Origin of the sequence: Massilia sp. Se16.2.3 (assembly GCF_014171595.1) — a bacterium.
Classification (GTDB): Bacteria; Pseudomonadota; Gammaproteobacteria; order Burkholderiales; family Burkholderiaceae_D; genus Telluria.
On sequence record NZ_CP050451.1, the window covers coordinates 3072401 to 3096053 of the forward strand.

Annotated in this window: 19 protein-coding genes, 4 tRNA genes and 3 pseudogenes; 10 read left to right on the plus strand and 16 right to left on the minus strand. The window is 67.0% G+C overall.

The window, feature by feature from the left end:
* Positions 1-39: 39 nt before the first annotated feature.
* Positions 40-699, minus strand: a pseudogene (locus G4G31_RS28400) (response regulator); the annotation flags it as partial.
* 305 nt (positions 700-1004) lie between these two features.
* On the opposite strand from G4G31_RS28400, the gene G4G31_RS14040 reads away from it, so the two are divergent.
* Positions 1005-1457, plus strand: a complete 453-nt coding sequence (locus G4G31_RS14040; RefSeq protein ID WP_229424969.1) for a hypothetical protein — start codon at positions 1005-1007, stop codon at positions 1455-1457.
* Positions 1458-1769: 312 nt separating this feature from the next.
* On the opposite strand, the gene G4G31_RS14045 is transcribed toward G4G31_RS14040, so the two are convergent.
* The 6 genes from G4G31_RS14045 to G4G31_RS14060 all read right to left on the minus strand — a co-directional run bounded on the left by G4G31_RS14045 (position 1770) and on the right by G4G31_RS14060 (position 7660).
* The gene (locus G4G31_RS14045) at positions 1770-2759 is read right to left on the minus strand and encodes a diguanylate cyclase domain-containing protein (RefSeq protein ID WP_182988214.1); all 990 of its coding nucleotides are present in this window, start codon (positions 2757-2759) and stop codon (positions 1770-1772) included.
* 131 nt (positions 2760-2890) lie between these two features.
* Complete coding sequence (locus G4G31_RS26110) at positions 2891-4381, minus strand: ATP-binding protein (protein WP_229424970.1); 1491 nt, start codon at positions 4379-4381, stop codon at positions 2891-2893.
* Positions 4273-5859: a PAS domain-containing protein gene (locus G4G31_RS26115; protein ID WP_229424971.1), complete on the minus strand. Its 1587-nt coding sequence runs from the start codon at positions 5857-5859 to the stop codon at positions 4273-4275. Before G4G31_RS26115 ends, G4G31_RS26110 begins: the two co-directional genes overlap by 109 nt.
* 243 nt (positions 5860-6102) lie before the next feature.
* On the minus strand, positions 6103-6357 hold the full coding sequence (locus G4G31_RS14055) for a response regulator (protein WP_229425604.1): 255 nt from the start codon (positions 6355-6357) through the stop codon (positions 6103-6105).
* Positions 6246-6929 (minus strand): hypothetical protein, encoded by a 684-nt coding sequence (locus G4G31_RS26120; RefSeq protein ID WP_229424972.1) that lies wholly within the window; start codon positions 6927-6929, stop codon positions 6246-6248. The genes G4G31_RS14055 and G4G31_RS26120 overlap by 112 nt, the downstream gene beginning before the upstream one ends.
* A gap of 98 nt (positions 6930-7027) precedes the next feature.
* Positions 7028-7660, minus strand: a complete 633-nt coding sequence (locus G4G31_RS14060) for a 2-hydroxychromene-2-carboxylate isomerase (protein WP_229424973.1) — start codon at positions 7658-7660, stop codon at positions 7028-7030.
* 527 nt (positions 7661-8187) lie between these two features.
* Here G4G31_RS14060 and G4G31_RS14065 point away from each other — a divergent pair.
* Genes G4G31_RS14065 through G4G31_RS26125 form a run of 3 tightly spaced genes read left to right on the plus strand, consistent with a single transcriptional unit; the run spans position 8188 to position 10698 of the window.
* Entirely contained in the window at positions 8188-8805 is a 618-nt protein-coding gene (locus G4G31_RS14065; RefSeq protein WP_182988216.1) for a YfiR family protein, read from the plus strand.
* Positions 8805-10415, plus strand: coding sequence for an ATP-binding protein (locus G4G31_RS14070; protein WP_182988217.1), 1611 nt, complete (start codon positions 8805-8807; stop codon positions 10413-10415). Before G4G31_RS14065 ends, G4G31_RS14070 begins: the two co-directional genes overlap by 1 nt.
* A complete protein-coding gene (locus G4G31_RS26125; RefSeq protein WP_229425605.1) occupies positions 10387-10698 on the plus strand; it encodes a response regulator in 312 nt (103 codons plus the stop codon). The genes G4G31_RS14070 and G4G31_RS26125 overlap by 29 nt, the downstream gene beginning before the upstream one ends.
* 92 nt (positions 10699-10790) lie before the next feature.
* Here G4G31_RS26125 and G4G31_RS14075 read toward each other — a convergent pair whose 3' ends face one another.
* The 5 genes from G4G31_RS14075 to G4G31_RS14095 form a co-directional block, all read right to left on the minus strand.
* Positions 10791-11333, minus strand: a complete 543-nt coding sequence (locus G4G31_RS14075; RefSeq protein WP_182988218.1) for an FxDxF family PEP-CTERM protein — start codon at positions 11331-11333, stop codon at positions 10791-10793.
* 423 nt (positions 11334-11756) lie between these two features.
* Positions 11757-11833, minus strand: a tRNA-Arg gene (locus G4G31_RS14080).
* Positions 11834-12065: 232 nt separating this feature from the next.
* Positions 12066-12142 (minus strand) — tRNA-Arg (locus G4G31_RS14085).
* Positions 12143-12291: 149 nt separating this feature from the next.
* A tRNA-Arg gene (locus tag G4G31_RS14090) sits at positions 12292-12368 on the minus strand.
* 181 nt (positions 12369-12549) lie between these two features.
* Positions 12550-12626, minus strand: a tRNA-Arg gene (locus G4G31_RS14095).
* Between the two features lie 277 nt (positions 12627-12903).
* On the opposite strand from G4G31_RS14095, the pseudogene G4G31_RS26130 reads away from it, so the two are divergent.
* The 5 genes and pseudogenes from G4G31_RS26130 to G4G31_RS14105 form a co-directional block, all read left to right on the plus strand.
* A pseudogene (locus G4G31_RS26130) lies at positions 12904-13056 on the plus strand (two-component regulator propeller domain-containing protein); the annotation flags it as partial.
* 1469 nt (positions 13057-14525) lie between these two features.
* On the plus strand, positions 14526-15425 hold the full coding sequence (locus tag G4G31_RS26140; RefSeq protein ID WP_229425606.1) for a triple tyrosine motif-containing protein: 900 nt from the start codon (positions 14526-14528) through the stop codon (positions 15423-15425).
* Positions 15425-16228, plus strand: coding sequence for a GAF domain-containing protein (locus G4G31_RS26145; protein WP_229425607.1), 804 nt, complete (start codon positions 15425-15427; stop codon positions 16226-16228). The genes G4G31_RS26140 and G4G31_RS26145 overlap by 1 nt, the downstream gene beginning before the upstream one ends.
* Positions 16147-16776: a sensor histidine kinase gene (locus G4G31_RS26150; protein WP_229424974.1), complete on the plus strand. Its 630-nt coding sequence runs from the start codon at positions 16147-16149 to the stop codon at positions 16774-16776. The genes G4G31_RS26145 and G4G31_RS26150 overlap by 82 nt, the downstream gene beginning before the upstream one ends.
* Before the next feature lie 97 nt (positions 16777-16873).
* Positions 16874-17569, plus strand: coding sequence for a pilin (locus G4G31_RS14105; protein WP_182988219.1), 696 nt, complete (start codon positions 16874-16876; stop codon positions 17567-17569).
* Between the two features lie 6 nt (positions 17570-17575).
* Here the strand turns inward: G4G31_RS14105 and G4G31_RS14110 are convergent, their stop codons facing one another.
* Both G4G31_RS14110 and G4G31_RS14115 read right to left on the minus strand, forming a co-directional pair.
* The gene (locus G4G31_RS14110) at positions 17576-18523 is read right to left on the minus strand and encodes a D-2-hydroxyacid dehydrogenase (RefSeq protein WP_182988220.1); all 948 of its coding nucleotides are present in this window, start codon (positions 18521-18523) and stop codon (positions 17576-17578) included.
* Between the two features lie 108 nt (positions 18524-18631).
* Positions 18632-18970, minus strand: coding sequence for a hypothetical protein (locus tag G4G31_RS14115; RefSeq protein WP_182988221.1), 339 nt, complete (start codon positions 18968-18970; stop codon positions 18632-18634).
* A 231-nt stretch (positions 18971-19201) separates the two neighbouring features.
* On the opposite strand from G4G31_RS14115, the pseudogene ligD reads away from it, so the two are divergent.
* Positions 19202-21959: pseudogene (ligD, locus tag G4G31_RS14120) on the plus strand (DNA ligase D).
* Positions 21960-22507: 548 nt separating this feature from the next.
* Here ligD and G4G31_RS14125 read toward each other — a convergent pair.
* On the minus strand, positions 22508-22798 hold the full coding sequence (locus G4G31_RS14125) for a hypothetical protein (RefSeq protein ID WP_182988222.1): 291 nt from the start codon (positions 22796-22798) through the stop codon (positions 22508-22510).
* Complete coding sequence (locus G4G31_RS14130; RefSeq protein ID WP_182988223.1) at positions 22786-23643, minus strand: S9 family peptidase; 858 nt, start codon at positions 23641-23643, stop codon at positions 22786-22788. The genes G4G31_RS14125 and G4G31_RS14130 overlap by 13 nt, the downstream gene beginning before the upstream one ends.
* Positions 23644-23653 lie beyond the last annotated feature (10 nt).

Here is a 23653-nt window from a genome sequence, read left to right on the forward strand (position 1 = left end):
GAGCAGGTCGTCGACGATGCGCGAGAGATGCTGGCTCTGGCGCTGGATGATCTGGCGCGCGCGCGAAGCCATTTCGGCGCGGGCGCCCGGCATGTCGATCAGGGCGGCGGCGCTGGCAATGGCCGACAGCGGGTTGCGCAGCTCGTGGCCGAGCATGGCGAGGAATTCGTCCTTCGCATGGCTCTTGCGTTCGGCGGCCTGGCGGTCCTCGATCTCGCGCATCAGGCGCTCGTTGGTACCGGTCAGCTCTTCCGTGCGCTGCGACAGCTTCTCGGTCTGCCGGCGTAGCTGCTCGTTCTTGTTGGCCAGGGCAACGAAGACCGACACCTTGGCATGCAGGATCTGCGGGATCACGGGCGTGAACAGGAAGTCGGCGGCGCCGCGCTGGTAGGCCTTCAGGCGGTCGATCTCGTCGGCCAGGAAGGCGGTGACGAAGATGATCGGGATGTCGGCCGAGCGTGCGCGCTGGTGGATCGCCTCGGCGGTCTCGAAGCCGTCCATGCCGGGCATGTTGACGTCGAGGATGATGACGGCAAAGTCATGCAGCAGCACCTGGCGCAGCGCTTCCTGGCCGGAACGCGCGGCGAGCACCGAATAGCCGGTTTCGTCGGCCCATTGGTCTAGCAGGCTCGTCAGGGCAAGCAGGCTGGCGGCATCGTCGTTCACGACGAGGATCTTGGGTTTGTCAGTTGTCGGCACGTCGTTCCTGCTGGTTCGTCGGAGTGTGGCCAAAATTATCGCGGGTGTGAAAGGATAGCAGACCGGCTTTGTTTTCCAAAGTAAAGACAGGTCAACGGGACTCGCGCTCTGTTAGAAATGATAGCACGGCAATTTACAATGTCTTGTGGCAATTGAGGGCGAGTGTTGCGCGGCTGTCGCCCAAGCCTGTGGTTTTCGTGTTCGACACCGCACATACGGTCCCGGCCCGCTATGCGATAGTGGAACCGTGTCCGGTTCAACCGTGTCTACGGTGGATGACAGGCCGCTCACTTAAGAGGAAAAACATGGATATCAAAACCATCGTAAACGAGCAGTACCATGGCAAATCGCTGGCCGAACTGGCCGATAGTCCGCTGACGGCCCTGGTTGGCGTCGGCGAGAAGGAGGCCAACGCCCTGCGCGAGGCCTTCGGCGTGACGACCGTGCGCCAGCTGGCCCAGGTCAAGATCGTCGCCAACGCCGTCGCCATCGACATGATGGCCGATGCCGAAGCGGCCACGCCTGGCGAAGTCGCCAAGGAAACCCTGCTCGACGACGCCGTCGAAATGACTTTCCCTGCCAGCGACCCGATCTCGGTCGACGCCGGCATCACCCGCATCGAAGTCGCGCCCGAAAAGGTCGAGGCCTCACGCGACCACCAGAGCGCCGTGTCGATCGCCGCGCACAACGAGGAAGCCTCGGGCCAGGCCAACGTCGGCACCGGCGGCACCGCGTCGAAGGACGTCGGTACGGCCTGAGTTCGATAGTGGATCGGCGCTCACCGGCGCCTGCGCCTGGCAACGGCGCCCTTGTTCCGCGGTAGTTAGCGGGGCGGGGCGCCGTTTGTTCGGGGGTACCGGGGTATCCGGTTTTCGTAGGGTGGGCTCTCGAGCCCACGCGGTCCAGGATGTGGAGGTATCGGTACAGCAGCCAGCGGGACTAGCTGTGAACGTTCGCGTTTCATGGAGTGCCAGCTATCGGCACCGCCGGGGTGATGCGAGCCTTGCACCGCGTGGGCTCGAGAGCCCATCCTACGACGGCAAACGCTGACGCGTTCCGCCGGCATTCCCTCAGCGGTGCGGCACCAGCTCCGCCGCCTGCTTGGCGGGCGTCTTGACCGCCACCTGGCGCGAGCCCGCGGTGGAGCAGAAGCGATTCTTGCCGGCGCGCTTGGCTTCATACAGCGCATAGTCGGCGATGCTGATCAGCGCGTCCACCGATTCGGCGTCGTCGGGATAGATGCTGATGCCGATGGAGGTCGACAGGCGCAGCGTCAGGTCGTTGATGAAGAAGGGCTCGGACAGCGCTTCCACCAGCTTCGAGGCCGGGCCTTGCGCATCCTGCAGGCTGTGGATGTCGCCCAGCACGACCATGAATTCGTCGCCGCCGAGGCGCGCGACCGTGTCTTCCTTGCGCGACGAAGCGAGCAGGCGCTGCGAGACCATCTTCAGGATCTCGTCGCCATAGGCATGGCCGTAGGTATCGTTGATTGCCTTGAAGCCGTCGAGGTCCAGGTACATGATCGCCGCCTTCGCATGGCTGCGGTTGGCATGCTGCAGGGCGGTTTCGATGCGGTCTTCCAGCAGGCGCCGGTTCGGCAGCCCGGTCAGGGCGTCGTGCAGGGCCAGTTCCTGCTGGGCCTTCGAATACTGGGCCAGTTCCTTGTAGAGCAGGCGCACTTCCAGCATGTTGTGGATGCGCTTGTGCACTTCCAGCAGGTCGAAGGGCTTGCTGATGAAGTCGCGCGCGCCGGCCTCGAGGGCCGCGATCTTGAAGCTGGGCTGGGCCGTCAGGGCCAGCACGGGCAGGTAGCCGCCTTTTTCGATTTCCTTCAGGCTTTTCATGACCTGGAAGCCGTTCAGGCCGGGCATCTGCAGGTCGAGCAGGATGAGGTCGTAGTTGTGCTCGCGGTGCAGCGGGCAGACCTGTTCCGGCTCCATGGTCGAGCTGACGTTGGAGTAGCCCTCTTCGCGCAATATCTCTTCCATCAGCTCGATATTGTCTGGCGAATCGTCTACGACCAGGATTTTGGCGTTCAAAATGTCTTGTCTGCTCGGCATGCTTCTTCTCGTCGAAATAGGTACTGGAAGGAAACAAATTTCATACAGGAATCCAACTTTCCCACTCCAGGTAGTCTAGCAAAGACCCAGGAATTTCTTGTAGGACAGCGCCGCGTCGGGTAGTAGGAACTTCACAATCGTGCCCGGCCGCTTGGCGGACGCACCAGAGAAGCGACCGCGGCGATCAATTCGCTCGGTTCGACCGGCTTGGAAATATGCGAAGAAAAGCCCGCTTCCAGGGCGCGCAGGCGGTCTTCCGAGCGGGCAAAGGCGGTCAGTGCGACGGCCGGCAGCAGCCCTCCACGGTCGCGCGGCAGGGCGCGTACCCAGGACAGCAGTTCGAAGCCGTCGACTTCGGGCATGCCCAGGTCGGAGATCAGGAGGTCGGGCATGTCGGCCTGCAGCGAGGCAAACGCTTCGCGCGCGCTGGCGGCGATGCGTACCCGCGCCCGGCAGTCGGTGAGGATGCGGGCAATCAGCTCGCGCGCATCGCGGTCGTCGTCGACCACCAGCACCGAGGCGCCTTCCAGGTCGCGGTAGGTGAGGTCGGGCGCGACCGGCGGTGGCGAGCCGAGAGCCAGGCCGCGGCTGCGCGCCGTGTTCGGAACAATCTTGGCCAGCGGGAGCTCGATCGTGAAGCTCGCACCCCGGCCTTCGCCGGCACTCTCGGCGCGCACGGTGCCGCCGTGCTGCTCGATCAGGTGCTTGACGATGGCCAGGCCCGGGCCCAGCCCGCCGTGGCGGCGCGTCATCGAGGCGTCGGCCTGGCGGAAGCGCTCGAACACGTGGGTGATGAATTCCGGCCCGATGCCGGCGCCGGTATCGCGCACGGTCACCATCACCGAACCGTCGCGCTGGCCCAGTTCGACCGTCACCAGCCCGTCGCGCGGGGTGAACTTGATCGCGTTCGAGAGCAGGTTCCACACCACCTGCTGCAGGCGCGCCGGGTCGCCGGCGATCATGCCCGGACTGGCCTCGTAGCGCTTCTCGATGCGGATGTTCTTGGCCTCGGCGGCCGGGCGCACGGTGTCGATGGCGGCATCGACGAAGCCCTGCGGGCTCAGCGTCTGCATGTCGAGCAGCACCTTGCCCGACGTGATGCGGCTCATGTCGAGCAGGTCTTCGATCAGCTGGGCCTGGGCGCGCGCATTGCGTTCGATGGTCTGCAAGCCGCGCTGCAGGTCGTTCTGGTCCTTGCCGCCGCGGCGCAGCACCTGTGCCCAGCCCGGGATGGCCGAGAGCGGCGTGCGCAGTTCGTGCGACAGGGTGGCCAGGAACTCGTCCTTCATCTGGCTCGAGCGCTCGGCCTCGGCCCGCGCCTCGCGTTCGCTCTCGAGCAGCACCTTGCGTTCCTCGGCCGCCTGCTGGGCCGCTTCGTAGAGGCGCGTGTTGTCCAGCGCGACGGCGGCCTGGGCGGCGATGCCGGCCACGATGCGCTCGGTGCGCTCGGTGAACACGCCCGGTTCCGGATGGCCGAAGAACATCGTACCCATCGGTTCGCCCGAGGCCGCCATCACCGGAACCGAGAGGTAGCTGCGCACGGCGGGCTGGCCGGACAGCGGGGTGAACTGGGTCGGACCCTGGCCATAGCGCGGGTCGTCCGTGATGTCGCTCGAGCGCACCAGGCCGGTGCCGCGGAAGCTGGGGCCGAACAGGGCGGTGGCCTGCGGTTCGCCGAAGCTCTGGAATTCGTTGGCGACGCCGCCGGACAGGGGTGTAGAGCGAGAACGTCGGCCCTTCGGCTTCCTTTGCCGTGATAGAAGAAGCCGGCGAAGCGCGCGCCGGCGATGCCGCTGGCGGCCTCGACGGCCACTTGCAGCAGCGAGCGCAGGTCGCGCGTGGAAGCGAGGGCACTGCCGGTGTTGTTGAGCAGTTCGAGCACCTTCGATTCGTCGCGCAGGGCTTGCTCGACACGCTTGACCTGGTCGACGTCGGTGTTGGTGCCGAACCAGCGCACGACCTTGCCGTGGCGGTCGCGCACGGCATTCACGCGGGTCAGGAACCAGCGGTACTGGCCATCGGCGCCGCGGATCGGGTATTCCATCTCGAAAGGCGCGCCGCTCTCGATCGAGGCGCGCCAGTGTTCGCGCATGGCGGGCAGGGCATCGGGCTCGACCGTGTCTTGCCAGCCCCAGCCGGTAGCAAGCTCGGGCGTGGTGCCGGTGTACTCGTACCAGCGCTCGTTGAACCAGACGATGGCACCGTCGGCCTGGGCCATCCAGGCCAGCTGCGGGATGGTATTGGCCAGGGCGCGCAGGGTTTCCTCGCTCTGGCGCAGGCTGTCCTCGACGTTCTTGCGGCTGGAAATGTCCTGCACGACGCCGGTCATGCCGATGATGCTGTCGCGCTGCTGCGGGTCGGCATGGTTGGCGCGGCCCACCAGCGCGATCCAGCGCGCCTGGCCGCCGTCGGGCAGCAGGCGGCATTCGATGTTCAGGTCGGTATGGGCGGCAAAGGCATGCAGCACTTCGCGGCGCACCGATTCGCGGTCCTGTTCGTCCAGGCGCGCGCGCAGGGCCGGCCAGGAATGGGGAACTTCCGGCTCCAGCCCGAGGATGGCGGCGGCGCGCTCGCCCAGGATCAGGCGGTCGCTGGCCGCATCCCAGCGCCAGTCGCCGAGGCGGCCCGCGGCCAGGGCCACCTGCAGCCGGTTGTTGCTCTCGATGAGGGCCTGCTGGTCGGCGCGGCGGCGCGTGATGTCGTGGAAATACAGGGTCAGGCCATCGGGCGAGGGATACATGCGCGCCTCGATCCAGCAGGCCAGGCGCGGGTAGAAGAACTCGCGGCTGCCGGTCTGGCGCGAGGCCATCGCCCGTTCCAGTTCGGTGGCGAGATTGCTGCCGCGCAGCTCCTCGAACTCTTCCCACAGGTTATTGCCGAGGAGGCCAGCGCGGGTCTTGCCCAGCGGCGCCAGCAGTTCCAGCGCGCGGCCGTTGATGTAGGTGATGCGCCAGTCGAAGTCGACCGCGCAGAAGGCATCGGTCAGGCTCTCGAGCATGTTTTCCATGCGCTCGTTGGCCTGGCGCAGGGCTTCCTTGGCGGCCATGAGCTCGGCCTCGGCATTGCGGCGTGCCGCCGGGGCGTGGCTCGCGTTGCGCACTGCGGCCGCGCATCAGTTCGAGTTCGTCGGGCTTGTCACTCATGCCAGGCCCTCCACGGTCGCGGCGCACGCAGCGCAAGCCGGTCCGGCGTGGACCGGCACGGTGGCGGAAGGCGCAGCGGATGCGGTTGGGCGAAGGTCATGATGGTCAAGCTGTCGGCAACGCGCAAGGACGCCGCGTGCCCTGGCTCCCGGCCATTCTAGCCCAGCGGCCGGGCGCTGTCGCACACGCTGGTGCAGCACTCAGGCGCCCGTCCGCAATTGGTCGGCCACCTTGTGCAGGGCGTCCTGCAACTGGTCGAGCTCGTATGGTTTCTGCAGTGACTGGTAAGGGAAGTCCAGGTGGCGCAGCAACATGTCGCCGTAGCCGGAGGCGAAGATGACCTTCAGGTGCGGATGGCGCACCAGGGCTTCGCGCGCCAGGTCGACACCGGACATGCCGGGCAGGCTGACGTCGGTGAAGAGCACGTGGTAGCGGCGCGCGCCCATGCGCTGCAGGGCGTCTTCCGGGTGCGCCGTGCCTTCGACCTCGTAGCCGAAAGCCTTGAGCATTTCGCACACCGGTATTGCGAGTCGAGGTTGTCCTCGACCACCGGGATCGACAGGGTGCCGGAATCGGCGGCCGGTTCCGCGGAGGCCGCACGCGTTGCCGGGGCCAGCGCGCAGGCGATGCCGCCCACGGTGGCGCCCTCGGTAAACAGCGGCGTGAAATACAGGTCGTAGCGCTCGGACGCGCCGCCGAAGCCGACGGCCGCTCCCGCTACCAGTGCCGCCTCGCCGCGCCAGGCGCGCGCGGCGCCTTCCTGCGCGGCGGCGAGCGGCGGCGGCAGCACCGGCGGCACCGAGCCGCCCGGCACGTGGCCAAACGCGGGCCCGGCCACGGCTCCGTAGGCCTCGTTGCACAGGACCGCCGACTGCGGCCCCCATTGCAGCAGCATCGGCAGCGGCGTATTGAACATCAGGTCGGCCGCTACCCGCAGCGGCTGCGGCCAGCCGGCCGGATCGCCGAGCGAGGTGGCGCTCCAGTCATAGGCGGAAACACTGCGGGCAGACATACCGGAAGAAAGCATGGGAAACGGCCTGTTAAATATTCGAAAACATGGTCGAATCGTACACTAAATGCGCAGCGGTTGGCGACGCGTCCGTGCGTCGCGGCCGGCGCGCGGCATCAGGGCAGGCCATGGCCGGCGCCGGCACAGGCAATTGCCTCCTCCAGCCTGTCGTTCCCCCAGAACATCTCGTCGCCGGTGAAGAAGGTCGGCGCGCCGAAGATGCCGCGTGCGGCGGCGGCCTCGGTGCGCTCGCGCAGACGCAGTTTCGCCTCCGGGGCCTGGGCAGCGTCGAGGAGCGCCTGCGCATCGGGCACCAGGCCGTCCGGGGCATCCAGCACGGCCTGCGCGTCGTCGATCTCGCGGTCCTCCACCCAGTTCTGCAACATGACACGGCGGCAGAAGGCACCCATCCGGGGCTCGTGCACCGCCGGGGACGCCACCCTCATCGGCAGCAAGGCGCGGCGGGGAAAGGCCGAGGGCTTGCACCATGGCAGGCCGAGGCGCGCACACTGGCGTTCCATGTCGCGCCACATATAGCGGCCTTTCGCTTCCTGCAGCACGAAAGGCGAGGTGTTCCAGCCGAGTTCGCGGAAGATCGGGCCGAGCAGGAAGGGGCGCCATGCGACGGCGACCCCGGCGGCGCGCGCCAGGTCCTCGATGCGCATGACGGACAGGTAGCTGTAGGTGCTGCCGAACTCGAACCAGCATTCGATGGCCACGGGGCCGGTCGCGGTGTCGCGGGATGGCAAGGCCGTCTCCTGTGGCGCCCGGGCGTGGGCATCGAGCAATGATAGCAGCAGCCCGAGGCGGCACGGCGGCAGGGCGCCAGGGCCAGGGGCAAAAAAAAGCCCGCTGCGGGAGCGGGCTGAATCTATTTCCGAGGAGGAATATAGAGGAGACAGGAAGGATTATGCTGCTGCGCAATAATTATTTCCAATTTATATTCGCAATGACTGTCATTGACGATTCATATGGCTCGTGAGAGGGCCGCACGGGAGCGCATTTGCTTGGTGCATCGCAGAAAATGTTTTACCATGGCAAATATGTCACGACAGTGTAGTTCGCCTGCCGCAGCCCGGCTGCCCCTATCGCCACATTCGTCAAGGGTAGGCGGGCCTGGCCGCGACCCGGCGCGCGCGCGCGGCGCCGGGCCGCGGCCAACGGAGCTGCTGCAAGCGGCCATGGCGCGATATCATGAGCTCGATGTGCAAGCCGCCGCGCCATGGCCGGGACGGCCCGCGACGATGCACACGTTCCAGCAACCGAACCTCGGCCGATGATTCGACACCGTCTCTCTTCTTTCTTGCCCGGGCGCCGTGCCCCGGGCATGCGCCTGGCCGGCTGGCTGCTCGCGTGCGCCGCGGCCGCGTGCGCGGCGGCCGCCGTGGTGCCGATACCGGTGCTGGCCCAGAGCGCCGGCAGCCTGGCGCTGGAACGCCGCGTCAAGGCCGCCTTCCTCTACAAATTCCGGGCTATGCCGAGTTTCCGGCGGGTGCCTTTGCCGACCGGGGGCGCGCCGGTGACGATCGGTGTCGTCGGCTCCGACGAGATGGCGGCCGAACTGACCCGCGTCGTCGCCGGGCGCCAGGTCGGCGGACGCGCCCTCGTGGTGCGCTCGCTGCGCGAAGGCGAGCTGGCCGCGCCGGTGCACCTGCTCTTCGTGGCCGGCAACGACAGCGCGCGCACCGGCCGCATCCTGCGCGCCGCCCCCGGCGCACTGCTTCCCGTCACCGAGTGCGATCTCGGCCTGCAGCAGGGCAGCGTGATCAATTTCAGGATAGTCGACGAGCGCGTACGTTTTGACGTGTCGCTCGATTCGGCGGAAAAGAACAATGTCAAACTCAGTTCGCGGCTGCTGACCGTGGCCAACCGCGTGGTAAAAGGAAATAGTTGATGAATGCACGCGATAGCGGCACCGTCCGTAGCAAGCTGATCAAGATGGCGGTGTTCACGACCCTGGCCGCACTGCTGTCGGCCTCGATCGCCATGCTGTTGCTCGATTTGCGCACCTTCCAGCGCTATTGGGTCGACGACCTGGGCACCCAGGCCGACATCATGGCCAGCGTTACCGCGCCGGCGCTCGCCTTCAACGATGCGGCCGCCGCTACCCAGCAGCTGGCCGTGCTGCGCGCGCGTCCGCAAATCCTGGCCGGCGCCGTTTACACGAATACCGGCGTGCGCTTCGCCACCTATGCCAAGGCCGGTACCGAGCAGACCCTTCCCGCGCGGCCGCAGACGAACAGCTACCGCATCGACCACGGCGAACTGGAAGTCTGGCGCGCCATCGTCGAGAACGGCGAAGCGGTCGGCACCCTCTACCTGCGCTCGCGCTATGGGCTGGTCGACCGCCTGCTCAACTACGGTGCCATCCTCGGCGGCGTGATGCTGGGCGCGCTGGTGGTGGCGGCGCTGGTGGCTTCGCGCCTGCAGGCGGCGATCACGCGCCCGCTCGAAGCCGTGACGAACGTCGCACGCCGGGTAATGCAGCGGCGCGATTTCACCCTGCGCGTACCGGGCAACAACAGCGGCGAGATCGGCGTGCTGGTCGATGCCTTCAATGACATGCTGGCCGAGATCGGCCGCCGCGCCGAGGCCCTGCAGACGGCCAACCGCACGCTCGAACGCGAGATGGACGTGCGCCAGAAGGCCGAGCAGGCGCTGATCGTGGCCGACCGGCGCAAGGACGAATTCCTCGCCACCCCGGCGCACGAGCTGCGCAATCCGCTGGCGCCGATTCGCACGGGCCTGGACATCCTGCGCATCCGCAGCGGCGACGCCCAGGCCACCCAGCGCGCCACCGACATCATGGAACGCCAGCTGCGCCAGATGGTGCGCCTGGTGGACGACCTGCTCGACGTCTCGCGCATCAATACCGGCAAGTTCGCCATCAAGATGGGCCGCGTGGAACTCAAGGCGGTCGTGAACGACGCGCTGGAAGTGGTGCGTTCCTACATCGAACTGCACGGCCACGAGCTGGCCATCGACCTGCCGGACCGGCCTGTGTTCCTGCACGGCGACGCCACGCGTCTGGCCCAGATCCTGTCGAACCTGCTCAACAACGCGGCCAAGTACACCAACCGCGGCGGACGCGTCAGCTTGTCCGCCCACGTCGAGGACAGGACCCTGGTACTGGACGTGGCGGACACCGGCATCGGCATCGCGCCGGACATGCTCGACTCGGTGTTCGAGATGTTCGTCCAGGTCGATTCGACCCTGGAGCGCACGAATGCCGGCCTGGGCGTGGGCCTGTCTCTGGCGCGCAAGCTCGTCGAGCTGCACGGCGGCAGCATCGCCGCCCACAGCGAGGGGCCTGGGCCGCGGCAGCCGCTTCACGGTGCGCCTGCCGATCGTGGTCGAGCCGGAACTGCCGGCCAAGCCGACCCCGGCGGCCTTCATCAGCACCGAGACCTACCGCATCCTGCTGGCCGACGACAACGTCGACTTCGTCAACAGCATCGGCGCACTGCTGACCGCCATGGGCCACAGCGTGGTGATCACCCATAACGGGCCCGACGCGCTGGCCGCCGCGGCGCGCTTCTGTCCGGACTATGCGTTCCTCGACATCGGCCTGCCGCAGATGTCGGGCTACGACCTGGCGCGCGGCATCCGCAAGCTGTCCTGCGGGGCCATGACCACCATGATCGCCGTCACTGGCTGGGGCCAGGAAAAGGACCGCCAGCTGGCCTTCGAGGCCGGTTTCGACCACCACATGGTCAAGCCGGTGCGCTTCGAGCAGATCGAGGAAATTCTCGGCAACCGCAGCATCATCAAGAAGCTGCGTACCTGAGCCTGCCCCGGCAGGCGCCGGGCGGCAGGGAAGGAATGAACGACGGGGATGCAGGGCACCCCCGTCGTTCCGCCAGCGGTCAACCCGGAGGGTCAGCCGCGCCTGGCTTTGCGGCGCCGTGCCAGCAGACCCAGCACGCCCAGGCCACCCAGCATCATGCCGTAGGCTTCGGGTTCGGGAACCGGTGCGAGCATCATGGCGCCGCCAAAGGAAGCGCCATCGTCCGACACCATATTTCCGTTCACCCGGATGGTGTAGTCGCCGGCAGCCAGGTTGCCCCCGGCCACGGTCCAGACATCGGTCGCCCCGGTACTCATCGAGGTACCCTGGCTGATCAGCGTGTCGTTGCCGTCGTACAGCCACAGGCCGGTGATGTCGAGCCCGACGTCGGCGGAGCGGCTGACCGAAGCGACGATCGCATCGAGGTTCATGCCGACGGTACCGTCGACGGTGAACGTGAAGCGGTCGGCGAAGGTGCTGCCGCTGTTGCCTTCCTCAAAGCTGTCGCCGAAATAAGCGCTCATGTCGACCAGGTCGAGCGCCTGGGGCGAGTTGCCGATGACTTGCGCGAGCACCGGCGCCGAGCCGAAGGACGCGCTCGCCAACACGATTGCAGCAATCAAAGATTTTTTCATATCAACCTCACGAAAGAATCCAGTCGCGTCATGCGGCTGGGTTGTAGCAATCGGGGGACTTCATGCTAGCAAACGCAGGGAGGCGCGCGCGACGATTGCAAGAGGTGTGACTGTGCGGCGACAGTTGCTGCGTAAAAGAAATATTCAACGGTGATGCCCATGTACCCGTCGGTTTCATAGGAGAGCAGTGCCGGATCAATTGTTGAGTAGAAAATGCGATCGCATTGCTGTGATGCTGTCAGCCTATGCCTACATAAAGAGAGGGGGGAATCCTTGGCAGAGCTAAGCCAGATTTAAGACTGGCGTATGTTTGCTCAGCAAAAGACGGGTGTGCCGGGTAGAAGCTGGGGAGTGACAGAAGAAACAGACGGGAGAAAAGAAAAATGGCCCAGAATCGCTTCTGAGCCATTTTCTTGAAACTGATGGTGCGGCTGGCAGGAATCGAACCCACGACCCCTTGGTTCGTAGCCAAGTACTCTATCCAGCTGAGCTACAGCCGCCCGAGGCACGCATTATAGCGGCACCTGGCGGAAATGGGAAGAGGCCTGGGGCAGGCGGCTTTGCCCTGGCAGGAACATCGGGTTGGCATCGATGCCGCCTGCGCGTCCAGCCACCCTGCGATTCAGCGTGCCCTCTGCAGTCGAAAGAACAGGAGGTCCGTCGAAACTGCCCCGGCCGCCGCGACGCGACAACGAAAAAAGGCCAGATCTTGCGATCTGGCCTTCGTATTCGTGGTGCGGCTGGCAGGAATCGAACCCACGACCCCTTGGTTCGTAGCCAAGTACTCTATCCAGCTGAGCTACAGCCGCCCGAGGCACGCATTATAGCGAAGTGTGCCGCGCTTGGGAAGCGCTTATTGCATGTCGGAAAATCGCATGGGAAGCGCCGTAAGTCGCGACATGGAAAGGGGCGCGACAAACGAAAAAGGCCAGATCTTGCGATCTGGCCTTCGTATTCGTGGTGCGGCTGGCAGGAATCGAACCCACGACCCCTTGGTTCGTAGCCAAGTACTCTATCCAGCTGAGCTACAGCCGCCCGAAGCACGCATTATAGCGGGGCAGTGCGCAATTGCCAAGCTTTCCATCAGGGCGTGTCCGAAAGGGGCCGGGAAGGCGGCAGGCGGGCACCCCGGATGCGATGAAAAGCGGGCAGGTTCCCGTGCAGACGGGCCGGAAATGAAAAAGGCCAGATCCTGAGATCTGGCCTTTGTATTGGTTGGTGCGGCTGGCAGGAATCGAACCCACGACCCCTTGGTTCGTAGCCAAGTACTCTATCCAGCTGAGCTACAGCCGCCCCGTGAGACGCATTATAGCAGTGGCATGTTATTTGAGGAAGTCTTAATTTATTACAACTCGCAGGCCGGCTCTGGTAGATTGAAGCACTCTGTATTCGATCCAAGAAGACTATGTTGGGGTTCATGAAGCGCGTCCTGTCCCTGCGGGCGCGCCTGTTGCCGGCGGCGGGCCTGGCCGTCCTGTTCGCGGTGTTTGCCAACGACGCGCTTGCCGTGGCGCGCAACCTGCGTTTCGAACGGGTGTCGATCGAAGACGGCCTGTCGCAGGAATCGGTCATGAACATCCTGCAGGACCGCCAGGGCTTCATGTGGTTCGGCACCCAGGCGGGGCTGAACCGCTACGACGGTTACCGCATGACCGTCTACCGCAGCGACCCGCGCGATCCGTCCTCCCTGCCCGACGGCTATGTCAACGCGTCCTTCGAGGACGCCGAGGGCCGCCTCTGGTTCGGCACCAAGGGCGGCCTGGCGCGCTTCGACCCCGCGAGCGGCAAGTTCGTGCGCTACGCGCTGCGCGACGCGCTCGCGCCCCAGGACGGCAACCGCAGCGTCAACGCCATTGCCGCCGACCGCCGGGGCGCACTCTGGCTCGGCACCAGCGAGGGCCTGAAACGTTTCGACCCTGCCACTGGTGCCTTCAGCACACTGCACCGGCTCGATGGCGGCAGCGACGATGTCGTCAGGGCACTCGCCTTCGATGCCCGGGGCACCCTGTGGATCGGCGGCGCCGGCGGGATCGGGCGCCTGGCGCCGGGCGCCACCCGCATCGCATACCTGCCGGCGCCAAGCGACCCGCGCCGCTCCCGCATCCTGGCCCTGTCGATGGGGCCGCGCGATACGCTCTGGGTCGGCAGCGAAGCCGGGCTCGAAGCATGGAACGTCGCCACGCCCCAGCCGGAGCGCCGCGCCGTCACCGCCGCCGAGGGCCTGGGCGAGGTGCGCGTGCTGGCGCTCTACCACGATCCTGGGGGCACGCTCTGGGTTGGCACCGATTTCGACGGCCTCAAGTGGCGCGACCCTGCCAGCGGCCATTTCGTTTCCTACCGCAGCCAGCCGCTCGACCGCACCACGCTGTCGGACAACCAGATCGTGGCGGTGCGCATTGACCGTACCGGCACGCTCTGGGCCGGTACCCGCTTCGGCGGCGTGAACCGCACCGACCTGGCCAGCGGCGGCTTCTCCCACTACAGCTTCCGGCCGGAGAGCGGTTTTCGCAGCGGCTACGAGAAGGCGCGCGACGTCGCCGTGCGCGCCGACGGCAAGCTCTGGCTGGCCACCACCGGCGGCGGCCTGGTGCTGGTCGACCCGGCCAGCGAACGCACCGAACAGCTGCGCCACGTCCCCGGACGCGCCGACAGCCTTCCGGACGACGTCATCCACAGCCTGAGCGTCGCCGAGGGCCGGCTCTGGGTCGGCAGCGCCGGCGCCCTGGCCTGGTCCGGGCTGGCCGGGGGCGCTTCCGCCGGGTCGAGCTGCCCGGGCTGGGCACGGCCACGGTGCAGGGCGTGGTGCGCACGCGCGACGGCGCGCACTGGGTGCTCACGCGGGCCGGGCTGTACCTGCTGGGGCCCGACCTGCGCGTGCGCCGGCACTGGCAGCACGACCCGCGCGACCCGCGCAGCCTGGGCGACAACACCGTGTTCGCGCTGGCCGAAGACCGCGCCGGCATCCTCTGGCTCGGCACCGACAATGGGCTCGACCGTTTCGACCGCGGCGAAGGCGTGTTCACCCATTTCCGCCACGATGAAGCGGACCCGGACAGCATGCGCAACAGCCGCGTCTACGACCTGCTGTACTCCAGCCGCGGCGAACTCTGGCTCGGCACGGCAAGCGGCCTGCACCGCATGGAGGGCGGCGCCAGGCCGGCCTTCCGCTTCATGCCGGTATCGAACGCGCGCGTGGCCACGCCGATCGGCGCGATCCCGGAAGACCTGCAGGGACGCGTATGGGTCAGCACCACCGACGGCATCAGCCGGCTGGAGCCGGGCAGTGGCGTCTTCAAGCACTACACCGCCAAGGACGGGCTGCCGGGCGGCAGCTATTTCGTCGGCTCGGCCGCACGCGGGCCCGATGGCCAGCTGCACTTCGGCGGCGTCAACGGCTTGAGTTCCTTCCTGCCGGATGGCATCCGCGACAACCCTTATCCGCCGCTGGTGCGCATCACCGATTTCCTGGTGGCGAACAAGCCCCACCCGCTGCCCGGCCCGGTCGGCAGCATCGGCCAGATCACGCTGTCGCACCGCGAATCGGCGTTCTCGCTGGAGTTCGCCGGCCTGCATTACGCCGCCCCGGCCAGCAACCGGTATTCCTACCGGCTCGAGGGCTTCGACGAAGCCTGGGTCGACACCGATGCCACCAAGCGCTTCGCCAGCTATACCAACCTCGACCCCGGCAACTACGTGTTCCGTGTCCGTGCCAGCAACAAGGACGGGGTCTGGAGCGAGGCCCCGGCGGCGCTGACGATCACAGTGACGCCGCCCTGGTGGAAGACCTGGTGGTTCCGCCTGCTGGCCACGGCGCTGCTGGCCAGCCTCGGCGTGGCCGCCTACCGGCTGCGCGTGCGCGCGCTGGTGCAGCAGAAGGGCATGCTCGAGCGCCAGGTCGGCGCCCGCACCGCCGAGCTGGTACTGCAGAAGGACGCGGCCGAACGGCGCAAGCGCGAAGCCGAGCAGCTGGGCGAGGCGGCCGACCGGGGACGGCGCAACATCGCCCTGCTGTCCGATATCGGCCGGCGCCTGACCGCCAACCTCGATACCGAGGCCATCATGACCACGCTCTACGAGCACGTCCGGTGCTGATGGACGCTCCGGTATTCGCGGTGGCGGTGGCGCGGCCCGACGGCGAACAGTTCGATTTTCCCTATGCCGTCATCGAGGGCCGCCGCTGCAGCGGTGGCGCGCGCGAACGGCGCGACCCGCGCCAGCTCGCTGGCTGGTGCCTCGACCAGGCACGCGAAGTCTTCATCAACGACCTGGCGCGCGAGTCGGCACGCTACCTGCCGGCGGCCGAGCCGGATGCGGTGGCGGCGGCGACGCTGCCCTGCGACGGCGAACCGTCCCGGCCGGACGCGCTGCCGCGTGCGCTGATGTACGTGCCGGTGACGGTTGGCCAGCGGGTGCTGGGCGTGCTCTGCGTGCAGAGCTTCCGGCCCGCCGCCTACCAGCGCATGCACCTCGACATGCTGCGCACGCTGGCCGCCTATGTCGGCGTGGCGCTGGACAACGCCCAGGCCTATCGCCAGCTGAAGGATGCCCAGGCCCAGCTGGCGGCCCAGGAAAAACTCGCTTCGCTCGGCTCGCTGGTGGCCGGCGTGGCGCACGAACTGAATACCCCGATCGGCAACAGCCTGCTCATGGCCAGCACCCTGCAGGAAAAGACCTGCCACGTGAAGGCAGCTTTCGAGGCCGCCACGCTGCGCCGTTCGGAACTGGCCGGCTACATTGGCGCGGCCGAGGAGGCGTCGGCGCTGATCGTGCGCAGCCTGCATGGCGCCGCCGAGCTGGTGGGAAGCTTCCGCCGGTGTCGGTCGACCAGGCCAGCGCCGCGCGGCGCCGCTTCGACCTGGCCCAGGCCAGCGGCGAAATCACGGCCACCGTCATGAACAAGGTGCGCCTGGGCGGCCACAGCCTGGTGCTCGCGGTGCCCGAGGGGATCGTGATGGACAGCTATCCCGGCCCCCTCGGCCAGGTCATCATCAACTTCGTCAACAACGCGCTGCTGCACGCTTTCGACGAGCCGGGCGGCAGCATGCGCCTTTCGGCCGATCCGATCGACGAGGCCTGGGTGCGCATCGTCTTCGAGGACGACGGCCGCGGCATCGCGCCCGCGCACCTGGCCCGGGTCTTCGATCCCTTCTTCACGACGCGCATGGGGCAGGGCGGGACGGGCCTGGGCCTGAACATCGCCCATACGATTGCCACCACGCTGCTGGGCGGCAGCATCCGTGTCGAAAGCACGCTCGGCGAGGGCACGCGCTTCATCCTGACGCTGCCGCTGGTGGCGGCCGAGGCGCGGCCGGTGGAAGAAGAAGGGCGCCTGCCGGCCCAGCCCGGCTCTTCCTGCCGGCGCCGCGAAACGGCGGCGCCGGTGTTGCACCGATGCCGCGCCGGCCGCCGTCGCGATCGGGTCGGCGCTAAATATTATTGTTAGGAAATTATGGATGTGTCAGCATCCCGTTTTGTTCTTTTGAGAAACGGTGGAACAGGGCATGTCTGAACAGCTTTTGGAAACGAACCCGGGATCCGGGATGCATCCCTTCGGTGAGGCGATCGAGAACACCTCCGGCATGGGCAAGTTCCATGCGTTGCCCGACGGTGTCGCACGGTGGTCGTGGGGCGGTTTCGTCTTCAGCTGGATCTGGGCCGTCTGCAACGGCAACTGGATCGGCCTGCTTGCCTTGTTCCCGGGCATCGGCTTCGTCATGCGCATCGTGCTGGGCGTGAACGGGCGCAAATGGGCATGGCAGAACCGCCGCTGGGACAGCGTCGCGCATTTCAACCGCGTCCAGCGGCGCTGGAGCATCGCGGCCCTCGTCTTCGGCCTTGCCATCCCGGGGATCGGCATCGTGGCGGCGGTTGCCATTCCGATGTACCAGGACAGCCAGTACCGGGCGCCGCTGGCGGCGGCCCATGGCTATGCGAACGAGGCTGCGCAGGCCGTGGGGCGCCATATCGCCGCACACCGCGCCCTGCCGCGCGACCTGGACGAAGCCGGCTTCCGGGCGCCGCTGCCGGCCAGCGTCGACCACCTGGCGATCGACCCGCGCAGTGGGCAGCTGCTGGTGACGGTCAACGTCGGCCGCCTGCGCGGCAAGACCTTTTCCCTGGCCCCGACGCTGGAAGCCGATGGCAGCATCAGCTGGCGCTGCCTGTACGGCGAGATCCCGCGCCGGCAACTGCCGAAGGCGTGCAGTTACAACGTGGCCGATCCGTTCGCCCTGTAAAAAAAACTACCCGACCAGGTTGATCGCCCGCCCGGCCTCCCAGGCCTCGATGTTATCGACCAGCATGTCCGCCAGCGTCTGCATTGCGCCGCCGCTGGCCCAGGCGACGTGTGGGGTGAGGATGAAGTTCGGCAGGCGCAGGCCGAGCAGGGGATTGCCAGGGGCGGGCGGTTCGAGGCTGAGCACATCGAAGCCCGCACCGCCGACGCTGCCCGCCATCAGCGCCGCCGCCAGGGCCGCTTCGTCGACCAGTCCCCCGCGCGCGGTATTGATCAGGAGGGCAGTGCGCTTCATGAGGCCCAGTTCGCGTGCTCCGATGAAGCCCCGCGTTTGCTCGTTCAGGGGCAGGTGCAGGCTCACCACGTCGGCGCTGGCCAGCAGTTCGTCCAGAGGCACCTGCGCGACGCCATCGACATCGATCGGCGAACGCGTCGCGGTACAGACCTCCATGCCGAAGGCCTGGGCGATGCGCGCCACGCGCCGGCCGAGGGCGCCGAAGCCGACGATGCCCAGGCGGCTGCCGGCCAGGTCGCCGATCGGATGGTCCAGCAGGCAGAAGCGGTTCGAATGCTCCCAGCGCCCGGCCTCGACGTCGGCGACATAGGCGCGCAGGTTGCGCCGCAGCGCCAGCATCAGGGTGAAGCAGTGCTCGGGCACGGACGCGAGGGAATAATTGCGGATGTTGACGACCTGGACGCCGCGTTCGCGGCAGGCGGCCAGGTCGACATTGTCGGTACCGGTGGCGGCAATGGCCACCAGGCGCAGGTCGGGCAGGCGCGCCAGCACCTCGGCACGCAGGGGCACCTTGTTGGTGACGGCGATGCTGGCCCCCTGCAGGCGTTCGCGCACCTGGTCGGGGGCGGTGGCCGGGTAATCGCGCCATGCGTGCGCGAAGGCCGGGCGGCGCAAGCGGGCGTTCAGGCTGTCGCGGTCGAGGAAGACGATGCTGTGCATGGCGCGTGAAGTCAGGTTGGATGGCCGATTGTAGGCCATGGCTGGCCAGGACGAAAAAAAGACAGGGCGAACCCTGTCTTCCGGTGCTCGGGGCTTGAGCGGTGGGTCTTATTTGCTTGCTGCGGCGGTGGTGTCCGCCTTGTGTTCCGCGCTGTCGGCCTTGTGTTCGGCCTTGTGTTCCGCGGCGTCGGCCTTGGCTTCGGCCTTTTTCTTGGTGGCTTTCTTCTCTGCCTTGGCCTTGGTCTTCGCGGCGTCCGCTTTCGCGTCGGCGACGTCGGCTTTCGCCTCGGCCTGGGCCTTTTGTACCTTCGCATCCGCCTTCGCAACATCCTTGGCTTCCTGGGCTTCGGCCTTGGCCGCCGGAGTAGTCGCCTGGGTCGCGGCGGTCTGTGCGAATGCCGAGGTGGCGAACAGGCCGGCGATCAGGGTAGCGACGATTTTGCTCATGGTGATCTTTCCTTCAGTAGTGGAAAAAGGGTGGTTCCCCGGGTGAACGCCTGGGCGGGCCGTCCGGTGCTACTGTGCCCTTAACGTGGGCCGCTTCGAAGGCGTTGACGTGCTTTTACATCCGGTTACAAACGGCCCCTCACGCCACCCGGGCCCGACGGTTAGCTGCCGTACAGTCGCGCCGCGCCGTGCGTCCTAGACTGGCCGCACCAGGATTCGCAGGAGCCAGCCATGACCGACGCCCTCAAGCTGTACAAAGAAAAGCGCGACTTCACGATCACCTCGGAGCCCGCGGAGGGCGGCGAGCCGGGCCGCGAGGCGCTGACCTTCGTCATCCAGAAGCACTGGGCCAGCCGCCTGCATTACGACTTCCGCCTCGAACTCGACGGCACCATGAAGAGCTGGGCGGTGCCGAAGGGCCCCAGTTACGACACCCAGGACAAGCGCATGGCCGTACACGTCGAGGACCACCCGATCTCCTACGCCGACTTCGAGGGCACGATCCCCGAAAAGCAGTATGGCGCCGGCAAGGTCATCATCTGGGACAAGGGCACCTGGACGCCGGAAGGGGACCCGCACGAGGGCTACCGCAAGGGCAACCTGAAGTTCGAGCTGAAGGGCCACAAGATGCACGGGCGCTGGGTGCTGGTGCGCATGAAGGGGCATGGCGACGAAAAACAGGAGCCGTGGCTCCTGATCAAGGAAAAGGACGACTATGCGCGTCCGGCCGAGGAATACTCGGTGGTCGAGGAAATGCCGGACAGCGTGAAGTCGTTGCCGATGCCGGGCAGCAGCGAAAAAGTCCCGGCCAAGGCGCGTGCCAGCAAGGCGGGCAGGGCGACGAAGGCAAAAGCCGACGCGGCCGCGGAAGAAGCGGTGGCGGAAGGCGTGGCCGACGAGACCGGCGGTAAAGGCACGAAAGCGGCCAGGAAATCCGCTTCGAAGCCGGCCGCCAAGGCTGCGGCCAGGCGCGGCGCGAAGCCGGCATCGGCCGCGGCGCTTCCCGCCGGCGTCGTCGAGGGCCACGCTGCCCGAGGAATTTGCCCCCGAACTGGCCACCCTGGTCGACAGCCCGCCGGCCAACCCCGAGGAATGGGTGTTCGAGGTCAAGTTCGACGGCTACCGCATGCTCACGCGGATCGAGAACGGCGCCGTGCGCCTGATCACCCGCAACAACAACGACTGGACCGACAAGCTGCGCCCGTTGCAGGAAGAGATCGCGCGCATGGGCATGCCGGACGGCTGGTATGACGGCGAGATCGTCGTCCACGATGCCAACGGCCGCCCGAATTTCGGCATGCTGCAGCTGGCCTTCGACGGCAGCCACGGCGCCGACATCATGTACTTCCTGTTCGACGCGCCCTACCTGGGCGGCTACGACCTGCGCAACGCCGCCCTGGTCGACCGCCGTGCGCTGCTGGAAGCGGCCCTGAAAGGCGCGAAGCGCTCTGAAAAAGTGCGCTTTTCCGACGAATTCGGCACCGATCCGGAAGGCTTGGTAGTCGCCGCCTGCAAGATCGGCCTGGAGGGCGTGATCGGCAAGCGGCGCGATTCGCGCTACGTATCGCGCCGCTCGCCCGAGTGGATCAAACTGAAGTGCGGACTGCGCCAGGAATTCGTCATCTGCGGCTACACCGACCCCAAGGGCTCGCGCACCGGCGTCGGCTCGCTCCTGCTCGGCACCTACGACCAGGAGGGGGTGCTGCGCTATGCCGGCAATGTCGGCAGCGGCTTCAATGCGGAGAGCCTGCGCGAAGTGACCGCGAAGCTGAAAGCGCTCGACACCGACGTCAGCCCTTTCCCTCCGCGCTCGGTCCCGGGCCGCAAGCACCACTGGGTCAAGCCCGAGCTGGTGGCCGAAGTGAGTTTCTCGGAGTGGACCAATACCGGCTCGGTGCGCCACCCGGTATTCCAGGGCCTGCGCAAGGACAAGCCGGCAAAAGGCATCACGCGCGAAGTCGCCAAACCCGTGGAGGAAGTCGAGATGCAGGACAATGCGCAGAACGCGGCCGCGCCCGCGAAAAAAGCCGGCAAAAAGAAAGCAGCACCAGCTGAAGCTGCCGTAGCGGCGCCGGCGGGCAAAGGCGACGAGACCGTCGCCGGGTTGCCCGCCACCCTGAAGGTCACCCACGGCGAGCGCGTCGTCGACGCCAAAAGCGGCGCCACCAAGATGGACCTGGTGCGCTTCTATGCCCAGGTGGGCGCGCTGATGATGCCGCACCTGAAACGGCGCCCGGTGTCCCTGGTGCGAGCGCCCGCCGGCATTGCGGGCGACCTGGTCTTCCAGAAGCACGCCGACATCAAGAAGCTGCCCGGCATGAAGCAGATGGACACGGCGCTCGACCCGGACCATCCGCCGATGCTGGAAGTGGACAACATTGCCGGCATCCTGGCCGCGGCGCAGTGGAACGCGATCGAGTTCCACACCCAGAACGCCACCAGCAAAGCCTACGAGACGCCCGACCGTTTCGTCTTCGACCTCGACCCGGGCGAAAGCGTCGAATGGGCGGCCATGCAGGAAGCCGCGCAGCTGATGCGCGCTTTTCTGGAGGAGCTGGGCCTGCCGGCCTTTCTGAAAACCAGCGGCGGCAAGGGCCTGCACGTGGTGGTGCCGGTCAAGGGCGGGCTCGACTGGGACACCGTGAAGGGCTTTTCCCAGGCGGTGGTGAAGCACCTGTCCTCGACGCTGCCGGACCGCTTCGCCTTCAAGAGCGGCGCCAAGAACCGGGTGGGAAAAATCTTCATTGACTACCTGAGGAACGGCCAGGGCGCCACCACCGTCTGCGCCTGGTCGGTGCGGGCACGGCCCGGCCTGGGTGTGTCGGTGCCGCTGGCATGGGATGAACTGGCCGACCTGAGATCGAGCGACCAGTGGAACGTGATGAACATCGGCGAGCGGATTGAAGTCGGCAACGCGCCCTGGGACGGCTACGACAAGGCGGCCCGGACGCTGACGGCGGCAATGAAGAAGCTGGGCTACAAGCCCTAAGAGCCTATCCCAGTAGTCCGGGGAAAGCTGGTGGCGATGCATGGCAAGCGCGGGCAAGGCGCGAGGAGGCCGCATGGCTGGCCATGCAACGACGAGCAACGCAGCACGCGTTTGTCAGGCGCGCCAGCAGCGACTCCGGACTATCGGGATAGGCTCTAAGTACTCACCCAAAAATAAATGTGTTTTTGGCTTCCAGAACCGGCGCGTTGCTGCGTCGGCTCGCGTCCGCTTGCGGGGCAGTGCTCGCACTGCGGCGCACTCGCCGCCTTGCACCGCATCCGAACCGGCACGTCCGGTTCTGTTTGCCAAAACTCACATTTATTTCCGGTTGAGTACTTAGCTACCGAGCCTCGCGCGCCCCGCAACTGCGCCCGGGGACATCCTCATCGATACTGCCGGGGCGAGCCGCCAGGACAATCCGCTGGCGCGGGCTCAGCGCTGCTTGTTGATGAACCCCGCCACCCGTGTCAGCGCAGCCGGTGCGATGGTCTCGTCGATCGTGGCATATTCGGCGGTGCCACCCGTCTTCGCGGTCTGGAACAGGTGGTTCAGGCCGGGGAGGATGGCGCTGTCCGCGCGGCGGTTGCCGCCTGCGCGCAGGGCCGCCGCAATGCCGGCGATGTTTTCCGTGGCCGGTACCGGTGGTCGAGGCTGCCATTGAGCGCCAGCACCGGCGCGCGCACGGCGCGCCATTCGCGGCCCGGATCGGCACTCAGGACCGTGCGCAGCCGGGGATTGCGTGCTTCCTCCAGGCGCAGCGAACCATGGTGCATGTTGTATTTCTTGAGCAGCGCCTGCGCTTCGGGCTGCGCTTCCTGCAGGCCCTTCAAGACCGCCATGCGCGCATCGGCATCGGCTTCGTCGACGACGATGCGGTAGTAGCTGGCGGCATAGGCGACGATGCGCGCTCGGCTTCTTCAGGCGTGGCGCCGGCGTCGCGGCTCTCGATGCGGTCCTGCAGCAGCATGTTCTGCAGGCCGGGCAGGCCGACGCCCGCCATCGAGACGACGAAACCGACTTCGCGCGGAGCGCGCGCCGCAACCGTGGCGGACAAGCTCGAGCCTTCGGAAAGGCCAATCAGGCCCACTTTCGAGAACTGACCCCTGGCGCGCAGCGCACGTACGGCGGCATGGGCGTCGTCGGCCAGCTTGTCCCGGGTCAGGGTGTTGAAGTCGCCGCTCGAGCGGCCGTTGCCGCGCTTGTCGTAACGCAGCACCGCAATGCCGTGGCGCGCCAGGTAGTCGGCCAGCACACGGAAGTGCTGGTGCTCGGCGATGTCGGCGTCGCGCGTGGACGGGCCGCTGCCATGCACCAGCACCACGGCCGGCGGACGCTTGGCCTTCGCCGGCAGCGACAGCGTCGCGCCCAGCATGACGCCATCGCCGCCGGGAATGGCCGGGGTTTCGTCGCGGTAGGGGAAGGGGGCCTGGGGCGTCTGCGGGCGCGCCTTGCGCGGGAACTCGGCGACCTGGCGCAGCGTCAGGGGAAACTCAGCGCCGCCCTGCTTCCAGGTGCCCTTGAAATGGTCGCCTTCCCAGGTCATGGCCAGGGTGCCGAAGCCCAGCACCAGGTCCACATTGGCGCCGTCTTCCTTGACGCTCTTGAGCGGGATATCGTACTGCCCCTGGTCGGGACTGGCCATCGAGGCCCAGGCCGCCCCGTCGGCGGGTGAAGACGTCGGCACCGAGACGCAG